This window comes from Amycolatopsis suaedae (assembly GCF_004214935.1).
In the GTDB taxonomy this organism is placed as follows: domain Bacteria; phylum Actinomycetota; class Actinomycetes; order Mycobacteriales; family Pseudonocardiaceae; genus Amycolatopsis; species Amycolatopsis suaedae.
On sequence record NZ_SFCC01000002.1, the window covers coordinates 308,735 to 320,252 of the forward strand.

14 protein-coding genes are annotated in these 11,518 nt (G+C 70.7%); 12 read left to right on the top strand and 2 right to left on the bottom strand.

The window, feature by feature from the left end; all coding sequences use genetic code 11:
- Nucleotides 1–84: 84 nt before the first annotated feature.
- Nucleotides 85–1,260: a globin domain-containing protein gene (locus EWH70_RS04665; protein WP_205669026.1), complete on the bottom strand. Its 1,176-nt coding sequence runs from the start codon at nucleotides 1,258–1,260 to the stop codon at nucleotides 85–87.
- Between the two features lie 457 nt (nucleotides 1,261–1,717).
- On the opposite strand from EWH70_RS04665, the gene clpB reads away from it, so the two are divergent.
- The 12 genes from clpB (at nucleotide 1,718) to EWH70_RS04725 (ending at nucleotide 10,684) form a co-directional block, all read left to right on the top strand.
- Nucleotides 1,718–4,321: an ATP-dependent chaperone ClpB gene (clpB, locus tag EWH70_RS04670; RefSeq protein ID WP_130473973.1), complete on the top strand. Its 2,604-nt coding sequence runs from the start codon at nucleotides 1,718–1,720 to the stop codon at nucleotides 4,319–4,321.
- A gap of 55 nt (nucleotides 4,322–4,376) precedes the next feature.
- Complete coding sequence (locus tag EWH70_RS04675; protein WP_130473974.1) at nucleotides 4,377–5,090, top strand: type III secretion system chaperone family protein; 714 nt, start codon at nucleotides 4,377–4,379, stop codon at nucleotides 5,088–5,090.
- Nucleotides 5,091–5,099: 9 nt separating this feature from the next.
- A complete protein-coding gene (locus tag EWH70_RS04680; protein WP_130473975.1) occupies nucleotides 5,100–5,858 on the top strand; it encodes an SDR family NAD(P)-dependent oxidoreductase in 759 nt (252 codons plus the stop codon).
- Between the two features lie 11 nt (nucleotides 5,859–5,869).
- The gene (pyrE, locus tag EWH70_RS04685; protein ID WP_130473976.1) at nucleotides 5,870–6,433 is read left to right on the top strand and encodes an orotate phosphoribosyltransferase; all 564 of its coding nucleotides are present in this window, start codon (nucleotides 5,870–5,872) and stop codon (nucleotides 6,431–6,433) included.
- Nucleotides 6,434–6,480: 47 nt separating this feature from the next.
- Nucleotides 6,481–7,038, top strand: a complete 558-nt coding sequence (locus tag EWH70_RS04690; protein ID WP_130473977.1) for an RNA polymerase sigma factor — start codon at nucleotides 6,481–6,483, stop codon at nucleotides 7,036–7,038.
- A complete protein-coding gene (locus EWH70_RS04695) occupies nucleotides 7,029–7,604 on the top strand; it encodes an Asp23/Gls24 family envelope stress response protein (RefSeq protein WP_130473978.1) in 576 nt (191 codons plus the stop codon). The genes EWH70_RS04690 and EWH70_RS04695 overlap by 10 nt, the downstream gene beginning before the upstream one ends.
- Nucleotides 7,601–7,972, top strand: a complete 372-nt coding sequence (locus EWH70_RS04700) for an Asp23/Gls24 family envelope stress response protein (RefSeq protein WP_130473979.1) — start codon at nucleotides 7,601–7,603, stop codon at nucleotides 7,970–7,972. The genes EWH70_RS04695 and EWH70_RS04700 overlap by 4 nt, the downstream gene beginning before the upstream one ends.
- Nucleotides 7,969–8,241, top strand: coding sequence for a hypothetical protein (locus tag EWH70_RS04705; RefSeq protein WP_130473980.1), 273 nt, complete (start codon nucleotides 7,969–7,971; stop codon nucleotides 8,239–8,241). Before EWH70_RS04700 ends, EWH70_RS04705 begins: the two co-directional genes overlap by 4 nt.
- Nucleotides 8,242–8,365: 124 nt before the next feature.
- Complete coding sequence (locus tag EWH70_RS04710) at nucleotides 8,366–8,806, top strand: Asp23/Gls24 family envelope stress response protein (protein WP_130473981.1); 441 nt, start codon at nucleotides 8,366–8,368, stop codon at nucleotides 8,804–8,806.
- A 123-nt stretch (nucleotides 8,807–8,929) separates the two neighbouring features.
- Nucleotides 8,930–9,331 carry a DUF2784 domain-containing protein gene (locus EWH70_RS04715; RefSeq protein ID WP_130473982.1) on the top strand — a complete coding sequence of 134 codons (402 nt, stop codon included), beginning with the start codon at nucleotides 8,930–8,932 and terminating at the stop codon, nucleotides 9,329–9,331.
- A 40-nt stretch (nucleotides 9,332–9,371) separates the two neighbouring features.
- Nucleotides 9,372–10,046: a hypothetical protein gene (locus EWH70_RS04720; RefSeq protein WP_130473983.1), complete on the top strand. Its 675-nt coding sequence runs from the start codon at nucleotides 9,372–9,374 to the stop codon at nucleotides 10,044–10,046.
- The gene (locus tag EWH70_RS04725; RefSeq protein ID WP_130473984.1) at nucleotides 10,043–10,684 is read left to right on the top strand and encodes a TrmH family RNA methyltransferase; all 642 of its coding nucleotides are present in this window, start codon (nucleotides 10,043–10,045) and stop codon (nucleotides 10,682–10,684) included. Before EWH70_RS04720 ends, EWH70_RS04725 begins: the two co-directional genes overlap by 4 nt.
- A 135-nt stretch (nucleotides 10,685–10,819) precedes the next feature.
- Here EWH70_RS04725 and EWH70_RS04730 read toward each other — a convergent pair whose 3' ends face one another.
- Nucleotides 10,820–11,500, bottom strand: coding sequence for a TetR/AcrR family transcriptional regulator C-terminal domain-containing protein (locus EWH70_RS04730; RefSeq protein ID WP_240686795.1), 681 nt, complete (start codon nucleotides 11,498–11,500; stop codon nucleotides 10,820–10,822).
- Nucleotides 11,501–11,518 lie beyond the last annotated feature (18 nt).

Below are 11,518 nucleotides of genomic sequence, written 5' to 3' on the forward strand. Positions count from 1 at the left end.
ACGCTCCCGCACCACGACTCCCGACTTTGCCGGGGCTCGCGTCTCACGTAATGAAGGTGGCCTTCACGAGCTTTCGCCCGGTGGTCAGTCGATCGTGAACGGGTCGTACTTGATCTGGTCCAGCGCGGTGCCCGCGACGAGCATGCGCGACACGGTCGCCCGGATCATCGCCGGCGAGCCGGACACCAGCACGTCGTGCTTGGGCCAGGCGCCGTGCCGGGTGACCGCCTCGGCGAGGGTGCCTTCCTCGCCGCCGGAGAGGGCGGGGCCCTTCTCCACCACCGGAACCACGCTCAACCACGGGTTGACCGCCGCCAGCGAGCGCAGCTCCTCCAGGTCGTACAGGTCCTCGCGGGTCTGGCCGCCGTAGAACAGGTGGACCTTCGGGTTCTCGCCCCACTGCGCGAGGTCGTCGATCAACGCACGCAACGGGGCGACGCCGGTGCCGCCCGCGACCATCAGCACGTCCCTGCCCGCTTCCCGGTCGACCGAGAGCCTGCCCAGTGGCGGGCCCAGCCGCCACACGTCGCCGGGCTGGGTGTGGCTGACGACGGCCCGCGAGACCCAGCCGCCCTCGACGGCCCGCACGTGGAACTCGATGGACCCGTCGGGCCGGGGCGCGTTGGCCGGGGACAGGTAGCGCCACAGCCGCGGCCGCTGCGGCACCTCGACGCTCAGGTACTGCCCGGCCTGGTACGGCACCTGGCCTTCCGGCTCGACCCGGACCAGCGCGAGGTCCCAGGTGAGCCTGCGGTGGTCGGTGACGGTGGCGGTCCACGACGCCGGGTACTCGTCCTTGGCTGCGGCGTCCTGCATGAACCGGGCGATGATGGTGAAGGCCTCGGCCCACGCCCGCTCGACGGCGGGCGTCCAGTCCGGGCCGAGCTGGGTCTTCAGCGAGGCCAGCAACGCCGTGCCGACAGCCTCGTAGTGGTCGGGGATGACGCCGAACTTGCGGTGGTCACGGCCGAGCTGCCGCAGGAACGGCAGCAGGTCGTCGGGCCGGTCGACCATCTGGACGATGTGCACCAGCGCCCGCACCAGGCGGCCGCGCTGGACCTCCATGTTGATCGGGAAGAAGTCGCGGGTGGCCGGGGCGAGCGTGAACAGCATCCCGTAGAAGAACTGCGAGATCTCCGGGGTGTACGGCTCGGCCTTCGCCCAGCTGTCACGGATCAGCCGCACCATCGCCGTGACGGCGGGCGGCGCCTCCCTGCGCGGGGTGGTCCTCGGGACGGGGCTGACCGGTTCTGCTGTCATCGCTGTCGGGTCACAAACTCCATGTGGTTGCTCGGCGTGTTCACCAGGCCGCGCGGGTCGGGGGCGGCATGATTGTGGCCTGGATTATTCAGTAGTGCCCGGCCGTACGGCTTCCGCCGACTGGGGCAGGCCAGCGGTCTGCCAGCTCTGTCGCGACCTGGCGAATAATCTTCGGCCTGCGTTAGTTCATTTGGCCCAGGCGGGGTCGGCGCCCCTCTCGGAGGGTAACCGCGCTCGGGGCTAATGCACCCAGAGTTGCTCCGGACGGGTGGTCATGACCCGCCGGTAGTGCGATGTATCACCTGGTCAGAGCCCTTTTCACCAATGGTGATCATGTGGGTGCCCACCGTCAAAGTCAGGGTTGAGCGGAACAGGCTCAACTTTCCTGACGTTGTGCATGGTGGAACCACTTACGGGACTCTGGAACCCACAGGCACACACCTAGACGAGGTAGGGGATGGACGCTTTCAACCCGACAACCAAGACCCAGCAGGCGATCTCGTCCGCCGCGCAGGCGGCGACGGTCGCCGGCAACCCGGACATCGCGCCGCCGCACCTGCTCGGCGCGCTGCTGGCGCAGGGCGACGGCCTGGCCGGCCCCCTGCTGACGGCGGTCGGAGCCGACCCCGAGCAGGTACGCAAGGAGCTGGAGCCGCTCACCCAGGCGCTCCCCTCGGCCACCGGCGCGACCGTGTCCACGCCCCAGTTCGACCGGCACGCGCTGAAGTCGCTGACGCACGCCCAGAAGCTGGCCACCGAGCTCGGTGACGAGTACGTCTCCACCGAGCACCTGCTGGTCGGGCTCGCCGCCGAGGGCGGCAACGTGCGCGACCTGCTGCAGCGCCACGGCGCCACCCCGGAGGCCCTGCGCGAGGCGTTCACGAAGGTCCGCGGTTCGGCCCGGATCACCAGCCCGGACCCGGAGGGCACGTTCAAAGCGCTGGAGAAGTACGGCGTCGACCTGACCGCGCGCGCCCGCGCGGGCGAGCTGGACCCGGTCATCGGCAGGGACGCCGAGATCCGCCGCGTCGTCCAGGTGCTGTCGCGGCGCACGAAGAACAACCCGGTGCTGATCGGCGAGCCCGGCGTCGGCAAGACGGCCATCGTCGAGGGCCTGGCCCAGCGCATCGTCGCGGGTGACGTGCCGGAGTCGCTGCGCGGCAAGCGGGTCGTCGCACTGGACCTGGGGTCGATGGTGGCCGGCGCGAAGTACCGCGGTGAGTTCGAGGAGCGGCTGAAGGCCGTGCTGAAGGAGATCACCGACTCGGCGGGCCAGGTCATCACGTTCATCGACGAGCTGCACACGATCGTCGGCGCCGGCGCGACCGGCGAGGGCGCCATGGACGCGGGCAACATGATCAAGCCGATGCTGGCCCGCGGCGAGCTGCGCATGGTCGGCGCCACCACGCTGGACGAATACCGCCAGCACATCGAGAAGGACGCCGCACTGGAGCGCCGCTTCCAGCAGGTCCTGGTCGGCGAACCGTCGACGGAGGACACCATCGGCATCCTGCGTGGGCTGAAGGAGCGCTACGAGGTCCACCACGGTGTGCGCATCACCGACGCCGCGCTGGTCGCGGCGGCCACGCTGTCCGACCGCTACATCACCGCGCGCTTCCTGCCGGACAAGGCCATCGACCTGGTCGACGAGGCCGCGTCCCGGCTGCGCATGGAGATCGACTCCCGGCCGGTCGAGATCGACGAGGTCGAGCGGGCCGTGCGCCGCATGGAGATCGAGGAGATGGCCCTCGACAAGGAGGACGACGCCGCGTCGCGGGAACGGCTGGTGGCCCTGCGGGCCGAGCTGGCCGAGAAGCGGGAGGAGCTGTCCGCGCTGACCGCGCGCTGGCAGAACGAGAAGGGCTCGATCGAGAAGGTCCGCGAGCTGAAGGAGCAGCTGGAGCAGCTGCGGGGCGAGGCCGACCGCGCCGAGCGCGACGCCGACCTCGGCAGGGCAGCCGAGCTGCGCTACGGCCGGATCCCGGCGCTGGAGAAGGAACTGGAGGCCGCGACGGCCGCCAGCGAGGACGCCGTCAAGGCCGACGTCATGCTCAAGGAGGAGGTCGGCGCGGACGACGTCGCCGACGTGGTCAGCGCGTGGACCGGCATCCCGGCAGGCCGCCTGCTGGAGGGCGAGACCGGCAAGCTGCTGCGCATGGAGGAGGAGATCGGCAGGCGGGTGATCGGCCAGGCCGACGCCGTCAAGGTCGTCTCCGACGCGGTGCGCCGCACCAGGGCGGGCGTCGCCGACCCGGACCGGCCGACCGGCTCGTTCCTGTTCCTCGGCCCCACCGGTGTCGGCAAGACCGAGCTGGCCAAGGCGCTCGCGGCGTTCCTGTTCGACGACGAGCGCGCGATGACCCGCATCGACATGAGCGAGTACAGCGAGAAGCACAGCGTGGCCCGGCTGGTCGGCGCGCCGCCCGGGTACGTCGGCTACGACCAGGGCGGCCAGCTCACCGAGTCGGTGCGCAGGCGGCCGTACAGCGTCGTGCTGCTCGACGAGGTGGAGAAGGCGCACCCCGACGTGTTCGACGTGCTGCTGCAGGTGCTCGACGACGGCAGGCTCACCGACGGTCAGGGCCGCACGGTGGACTTCCGCAACACCATCCTGGTGCTGACGTCCAACCTCGGCTCGCAGGCCATCGCCGACGCCGCGCTCGACGAGCGGCAGCGCAGCGACGCCGTCATGGCGGTGGTCCAGCGGCACTTCAAGCCGGAGTTCCTGAACCGCCTCGACGACATCGTCGTGTTCCACTCGCTCGACACCGAGCAGCTGACCTCGATCGTCGACATCCAGATCGAGCGGCTCGCGCAGCGGCTGGCCCAGCGCAGGCTGACGCTGGACGTCACCGACAGCGCGAAGGAGTGGCTGGCGCTGAACGGATTCGACCCGATCTACGGCGCCCGTCCGCTGCGGCGGCTGGTGCAGTCGGCGATCGGCGACCAGCTGGCCAAGCTGCTGCTCTCCGGCGAGATCCGGGACGGTGACACGGTCCGGGTCGACATGCTGGACAGCGCCGGCAACGCCCTCGAAGTAAGCCGTTCCACTAACGGATGACGCGACACGGCGCGGGCGATCTTGGTCGCCCGCGCCGGGGGGATACGCTGGTTGCGTGGGTATTCCGGCGTGGATCTGGTTCGTCGTCGCCGCCGTCGCCTTGGTGGCGGGGCTAGGCCTGCTCGCTGCCGACCGGGCCAGAGAGGGCTCCCGCAACCGGGAGCGAATGCGCTGGGCCGACCTGCGCGGGTGGGAGTTCGCCGAGGAGGACGACCGGCTGGCCCGGCAGTGGTCCGGCGGCGCCATCGGGTACTTCGGCGCCGAGGTGGCGGTCAACGTCGTCGCCGGCTCCACGTTCACCTCCGACGGCCGTCGCCCGGTGTTCGTCTTCGACATCGAGGCCGACGGCCAGATCCCGGCGGTGGTCGTCGCCGTCCGGTGCAACCGGGTGCACGAGGCGCTGGTCGAGCTGTGGCTGGCCAGCGTGCCGTTCCAGCGGGCCGAGATGCCCGAGCTGCTGGGCCCGGTCGGGCAGCGCTACGCGTTCGCCGACGACTCCGAGGCGGCTCGCAGGGTGATCACCCAGGACCTCGTCGACGCGGCCGACGCGCTCGGCGGCGACGTCGGCGTCTGCTGGCTGGAGAGCGAGTGGGTGCTGGCCAGTGTGGCCGCCAACGCCGGCCCGTCGCGGCTGGAGCGGCTGCTGCGTGACCTCGGTGAGATCGCCGACATCGTCGACCCGTTCGACGAGGAGTACACCGGCACCGCGGGCGGCGGCAGGCACTGGCAGCCGCCGCAGGAGAGCGCACCACCGCAGCAGAACCACTAACCTGCGCTCATGCCTACCGCCCTGATCACCGGAGCCACCGCGGGCATCGGTGCCGAGTTCGCCCGCCAGCTCGCCGCGAAGGGTTACGACCTCGTGCTGGTCTCCCGCGACGAGGCGCGCCTGCGGGAAACGGCAGGCCGGCTGCCGGTCGACGTCGAGGTCCTGCCCGCCGACCTGTCCACAGTGGACGGCCGGGCGGTGGTGGAGTCCCGGCTCACCGAACGGCCGGTGGACCTGCTGGTCAACAACGCGGGCATCGGCCTGCCCGGCGAGTTCCCGGACACCCCGCTGGAGGACATGCAGCGGCAGCTGGAGATCAACGTGGTCGCCGTGCTGCGGCTGACCAAGGTCGCGGCGGACACCATGGTCGCGCGGGGACGCGGCGACATCATCAACGTCGCCAGCGTCGCCGGGTTCATGTCCGGCCACGAGGCCACCTACACCGCGAGCAAGAACTGGGTGATCGCCTTTTCCGAGGGCGTCGCGGGCAAGCTGCGTGGCACCGGCGTCCGGGTGCAGGCGCTGTGCCCCGGCTTCACCCACACCGAGTTCCACGAGCGGGCCGGGGTCAAGAAGGTCGGGCCCGGATTCCTCTGGCTGGACGTCGAGCAGGTCGTCGCAGGGTCGCTGGCCGACCTGCGCCGCGGCAAGGTCGTCTCGGTCCCCAGCCCGCAGTACAAGGCGGTGGTCGCCCTGCTCGGCCTGATCCCGCGTGGCCTGATGCGGGCCGTCGGGTCGCGCGTCAACACCCGCGAACCGGGCGTGTGAGAATGACGGCCGTGGCGAACCCCGTTGTTGATCCCGCGGCGAAGCTCGAGCTCGCCAGGCTGGTCACCGAGTTGTCCGTGGTGCACGGGAAGGTGACCCTCTCGTCAGGCAAGCAGGCCGACTACTACGTCGACCTGCGCCGTTCGACGCTGCACCACGCTGCCGCGCCGCTGATCGGCAAGCTGCTGCGTCAGCTCACCGCGGACTGGGACTACGTCTCGGTCGGCGGGCTCACCCTCGGTGCCGACCCAGTGGCCGCCGCCATGCTGCACTCGGCGTCCGGCGACGGGATGGTGCTGGACGCGTTCGTGGTCCGCAAGGAGGCGAAGGCTCACGGTATGCAGCGCCGGATCGAGGGCGTCGAGGTCACCGGCCAGCGGGTGCTGGCCGTCGAGGACACCTCGACCACCGGCGGCAGCGTGCTGACCGCCGTGCAGGCGCTGGAGGAGGCCGGGGCCACCGTGGTCGGCGTTGCCACCGTGGTGGACCGCGACACGGGCGCCAGGGAGGCCATCGAGAAGGAGGGCCTGCCCTACCGCTACCTCCTCGGCCTGAGTGACCTGGGTCTCACCTGAGCCGGAGAGCGTGAGCTGTGGCCGCCGACGGTGTCCGAACAGGTGCGATGACGGGAACGACCGCGCCACCACTGGACGACGTCACCCTCGTGAGCAGGGCTCGCGAGGGCGATACGGCTGCCTACGAACAGCTGGTCCGCCGCTACCAGGGCCCGATCTACCGGCTGGCCGTGCGCATGCTGGCCAGCACCGGCGACGCCGAGGACGTCGTGCAGGAGGTGTTCCTCGCCGCCTGGCGGGCACTGCCCCGGCTGCGGGAGGACGCCGCGTTCGTCGGCTGGCTCTACCGCACGGCGACCAACCGGTGCCTGAACCTCATCCGCGGTCGCAAGCCGACGGCCGAGGTCGAGCTGGACGAGGCGCCCTCGCCACGTACCGACATCCGCCCGGAGGACGCCGCGCAGGTCAGCGCTCAGCTGTCCGCGCTCGCCGACGCCTTGCAACGGCTCACGCCGGAACAGCGGGCATGCTGGTTGCTGAGAGAAGTGCACGGCCGGTCGTACCAGGAGATCGCCGAGGTCGTCGGCTCCGGTGAGACCGCCGTGCGCGGCCGGATCTCGCGGGCACGAGCGCAACTGGCGGAGGTGATGAAGCCATGGCGCTGAACTACGAACTGCCCTGCGACAGGGACCTCGACCAGGTGTGGGAGCGGCTGGACGAGATCGAGTCCGGGCACGCCGACGCACACGAGCTGGACTGCCCGCACTGCCGGACCGCGAGCGAGAGCCTGCTGGCCCTGCGGTCGGCCACCAGGGAAATGGCCGCCGAAGTGGAGCAGCCACCCCCGGATCTTCTCGGCAAGATCATGAATGCCGTACGGGCCGAGGCCCGCCGGGGTCATCTGGTCCGGCTGCCGACGCCCGAGCCGGGCCAGGTCGACGTCAGCGAGGCCGCGGTGGCCGTGGTCCTGCGGTTCGCCGCCGACCAGGTCGACGGCGTGCGGGCGCGGCGCTGCCGGGTCCGGGTGCTGGGCAGCGGCGATTCGGGTGAGCACCTCGTGCGCGTGGAACTCACCCTCGCGGTGGACGTTCGCATCGTCGACGGCGGTGCGGCGTTGGACCAGGTGCGGGAGCGGGTATCCGCCGCGGCGACGGCACGGGTGGGGCTGCGGATCACGGAACTCGACCTCGTTCTGGACGACATCTACGACGGGGGATCCGACGGTTCATGACAGCCGTGGCACACACCGAATACGTGATCGGTGAGGCGGTGGTGGCGAGCGTCGCCGCGCGTGCGGCCGCCGCCGTTTCCGGGGTGGTCCGGTTGGAGCCGGGCCTGGTGGGGCTGGTGGCCGACTGGGGCCGCACGATCCGGCAGCGCTGGCAGGGCATGACACCCGCGCCGGCCGACGGCGTGCGGGTGCGGATCGGCGAGGACGCGGTCACCATCCAGATCGACCTGGTGACCAGTGGGTTCGACCAGGCGGCTGCCGTCGGGCAGGCCGTGCAGCGTGCGGTGACGCGAGCCGTCGCCACCCAGACCGGGCTGGCCGTCGACGCCGTTTCGGTGTCCATCATGGACATCGAGGTGTCCCGATGACGTCCACCGAGGCCGCCGAGCGGCTGCTGCGGGCGCTCGCGGAGGTGCCGGGACTGCGCCCGGCCGTGCCGTTGCTGGGTGGTGAGACGGCGGCCGTCGAGATCGACCCGGACCGGGTGCGGGTCAGGCTGGTGGCCATGGCACTTCCGCTGCCGCCGCTGCTGGACCAGGCCACCGGCCTGTTGCGTGGCGCGCTCGCGGGGACGGCGTGGGAACACCTGCCGCTGACCCTGCTTGTCACGGATATTGACGGAACCGCTTTCGAATGAGGCAGCGACGCGGAGCGTCACCGTTGAGGTGGTGGTGGGGCTGGCGGAGGTGAGGCAGGGGTCACAGTGAGCCCCGTCCCGCCGGCGGGTCCTTCCAGTACCAACCGAAACACTGGAGGACCACATGGCTGCCACCACCGAGCAGAAGTCCGTCACCACCAAGACCGGCGAGCTGGTCACCGACCAGGGCGCCACCACGGTCGCCGACACCGTCGTGCAGAAGATCGCCGGCCTCGCCGCCAGGGAGGTCAGTGGGGTGCACGACCTGGGCGGTGGTGCCGCCCGCGCGTTCGGCGCGCTGCGTGAGCGCATTCCGGGTGCCAGCGCCAGCGTCGGCCAGGGCGTTTCCGTCGAGGTCGGCGAGAAGCAGGCCGCGATCGACCTGCAGCTGCTGGTCGAGTACGGCGTCGCCATCGCCGATGTGGCCCGTTCGGTGCGACGCAACGTGATCGGCGCCGTCGAGACGATGACCGGGCTGGAGGTCGTCGAGGTGAACATCGCGGTCAGTGACGTGCACATCGCCGACGATGACGACAACGACCAGTCCAGCGATCGCGTTCAGTAACGATTGGGTTCCCGCCGCCTCCCGACCGGGCGGCGGCGGGATTTCTTGTCGACAAACGGGTATCCGGTACAGGTACGTTGGAGATGTAAGGGGGACGTGAAGGGACGAGGGGGGCGTTGGAACATGGCCGCATTGCTCGCCAAGGCGACCGTCGCGCTGCACATCCTCGCTCTGCTGTACATCGGGCTGGGCGGGTTCCTGGCGTGGCGCTGGCCCAAGACGGTGTTCGTGCACGTCTTCTTCGCCGCGTGGGGCGTCGCGGTGAACGTCTTCCCGATCCCGTGCCCACTGACCGCGCTGGAGGACTACTTCCGCGGCCTGCAGGGACTGGGGCCGCTGCCCGGCGGATTCAACGAGTACTACCTCTACGACACGATCTTCCCCAAGGACATGCTCCCGGTCGTCGCGGGTGTGGCCGCGGCGGTGCTGGTGTTGTCCTACATCGGGGCCTACGTGCACTGGCGGCACCGCCACGAGCAGGACTCCGACGAGGGCCCGGCCCGCCGGGTCCGCCCGGCGGGGTGACTTCAGGATCGCTCAAGATCCGACGGGATAGTGTCCACCCGTGGGAATCGTCATCCTGGTGGTCGCGCTCGTCGTCATCGTCGTCGTCGCCGTGGTCTACGTGATCATCCAGCGGCCCAGGCACCAGGCCGGGGCAGCCAGGCACGTCGACATCGTGCAGACGATGGCCGCCACCTACGGCTGGCAGATCGACCGGCAGGCCATCGACATCCACGCCCGCCTGCCGAGGGTGAACGACACCTTCGGCTCCGGCAACGGGTACGGCATCCACGTCGGCACCCAGCTGTCCGGCGCCTGGCGTGGCGTGCCGATCCAGATCGTTCAGATCAGCTTCCGCAACGTCCAGCGGATGGTGGAGGTCCGGCAGGTCATGACCGTGCTGCTGATGCCGCGGCCGGTCCCCGGACCGCACGTCGTGCTGACCGCGCAGGGCATGTCCTGGACCAACTTCCTGGCGAGCGACCGGCAGGTCGGTCACCCGGGTTTCGACACCCGCTTCCACATTCACGCCCGCGACGACCAGTCCGCGCGGGCCACCATCAACCCGGCGCTGGCCGACCTGCTGGCCGTCGACCCCCGGGTGCAGGAGCGGATCTTCTTCTTCGGTGACCGGGACATCGCCGTGGCTTTCCCCGGGCACGTCACCCAGCAGCAGGTGCTCCTGGCCACCGCCGACCTGCTGCTGGAGGTCGGGCAGCGGATGGCGGTCAGGTGACCGGTCCGAGCGAGTGGGGCACGTCGCCCGAGGTGGGGGTCGGGCCGTGGCAGGGCGAGTGGCCCGGTGACGAGCGCTACGACCCCGACCTGCTCGCCGAGGGCGACCGCCGCAACGTCGTCGACGCCTACCGGTACTGGCGCCGCGAAGCCATTGTGTCCGATGTGGACACCCGGCGACACGCTTTCCACGTCGCCATCGAGAACTTCCAGCACGACCACAACATCGGCACGGTGGTCCGGACGGCGAACGCGTTCGCGGCGGCGGCCGTGCACATCGTCGGCAGGCGGCGGTGGAACCGCCGTGGCGCCATGGTGACCGACCGCTACCAGCACCTGCACCACCACGACACGATGGCAGGCCTGGTGGAGTTCGCCGCCGCCGCGGACCTCGCGCTGGTCGCCGTCGACAACACGCCGGGTGCCCAGCGGCTGGAAACGGCGGAACTGCCGCGAAACTGTGTCCTGGTGTTCGGCCAGGAGGGCCCGGGCCTCTCGCCGGAGGCGAGCGCGGCGGCGTCGCTGGTGGTGTCCATCGCCCAGTTCGGCACGACGCGGTCGATCAACGTCGGGGTCGCCGCCGGCATCGTGATGCACACCTGGGTCCGGCAGCACGCCGATCTCACGAAGAGCTGGTGACCAGGAGCGCGCTGAATCACCCGGCCCTGCTGCGCGGCGCCCAGGCGGCGCCTCGCTGCGTTGTCGGATCGCCCGAGTACGTCCAGTACGAGGGCGATCCTCCGCCTTGCGAGGCGGCGCCTGGATCGCCGCTCGCTACGGGCCGGGTGATTCAGCACGCTCCTGCCGCTCCAGCCCGTCGAGCAGGAACCCCAGTCCCCTGGTGAAGCCACCGTCCCAGTCGTCGTCGTGGAAGTAACCGCTGGCGGCCAGCGTGGGGAAGCCGTCGGTACGTAGCTTCTCCTGCGCGATCCGGCGTTCCTCGGCCGAGATGGTCAACGCCGTCTGCGCGGCCGCCGAGCCGAACACGTGGTTGTACAGCGCCCAGGTCGCGGCGGCCAGATCGGGACCGGTGAACCCGGCCGCGGCCAGCGCCGACTGGAGCCGTTCCATCCAGGACAGGAAGTTCGGGCCGATCGCCGGCCTGCGCCTCGCGGGAACGCTCGCCGCCCACGGGTGCCGCAGCAGGATCGTCCGCCAGGCCGTGATCACCTCGGTGACGTTCGCGCGCCAGCCGTCGTCGCGCGGGGCCGGAGTCAGCTCGCCGAAGATCGCGTCGACGGCCAGGTCCAGCACGTCGTCCTTGGTGTCGACGTGCCAGTACAGCGACGGCGCCGAGATGGCCAGCCGCTCGGCGAGCCTGCGCATGGTGAGCCGGTCGATGCCTTCCGCGTCGAGCAGCTCCACCGCCGCCTCGGCAATGCGCGGCAGCGTCAGTGGCGGCTCTCCTCGCCGCGCCTTGCGCGGCCGCAGCCACAGGCTCCGAACGTTATCCACCCGGGCGAGTGTAGTAGC

Excerpts from the sequence above, each read along its gene's own strand:
- EWH70_RS04665 (WP_205669026.1), bottom strand. The coding sequence starts at position 1,260 with ATGACAGCAGAACCGGTCAGCCCCGTCCCGAGGACCACCCCGCGCAGG.
- clpB (WP_130473973.1), top strand. The coding sequence starts at position 1,718 with ATGGACGCTTTCAACCCGACAACCAAGACCCAGCAGGCGATCTCGTCC.
- EWH70_RS04680 (WP_130473975.1), top strand. The coding sequence starts at position 5,100 with ATGCCTACCGCCCTGATCACCGGAGCCACCGCGGGCATCGGTGCCGAG.
- EWH70_RS04690 (WP_130473977.1), top strand. The coding sequence starts at position 6,481 with ATGACGGGAACGACCGCGCCACCACTGGACGACGTCACCCTCGTGAGC.
- EWH70_RS04695 (WP_130473978.1), top strand. The coding sequence starts at position 7,029 with ATGGCGCTGAACTACGAACTGCCCTGCGACAGGGACCTCGACCAGGTG.
- EWH70_RS04700 (WP_130473979.1), top strand. The coding sequence starts at position 7,601 with ATGACAGCCGTGGCACACACCGAATACGTGATCGGTGAGGCGGTGGTG.
- EWH70_RS04705 (WP_130473980.1), top strand. The coding sequence starts at position 7,969 with ATGACGTCCACCGAGGCCGCCGAGCGGCTGCTGCGGGCGCTCGCGGAG.
- EWH70_RS04710 (WP_130473981.1), top strand. The coding sequence starts at position 8,366 with ATGGCTGCCACCACCGAGCAGAAGTCCGTCACCACCAAGACCGGCGAG.
- EWH70_RS04715 (WP_130473982.1), top strand. The coding sequence starts at position 8,930 with ATGGCCGCATTGCTCGCCAAGGCGACCGTCGCGCTGCACATCCTCGCT.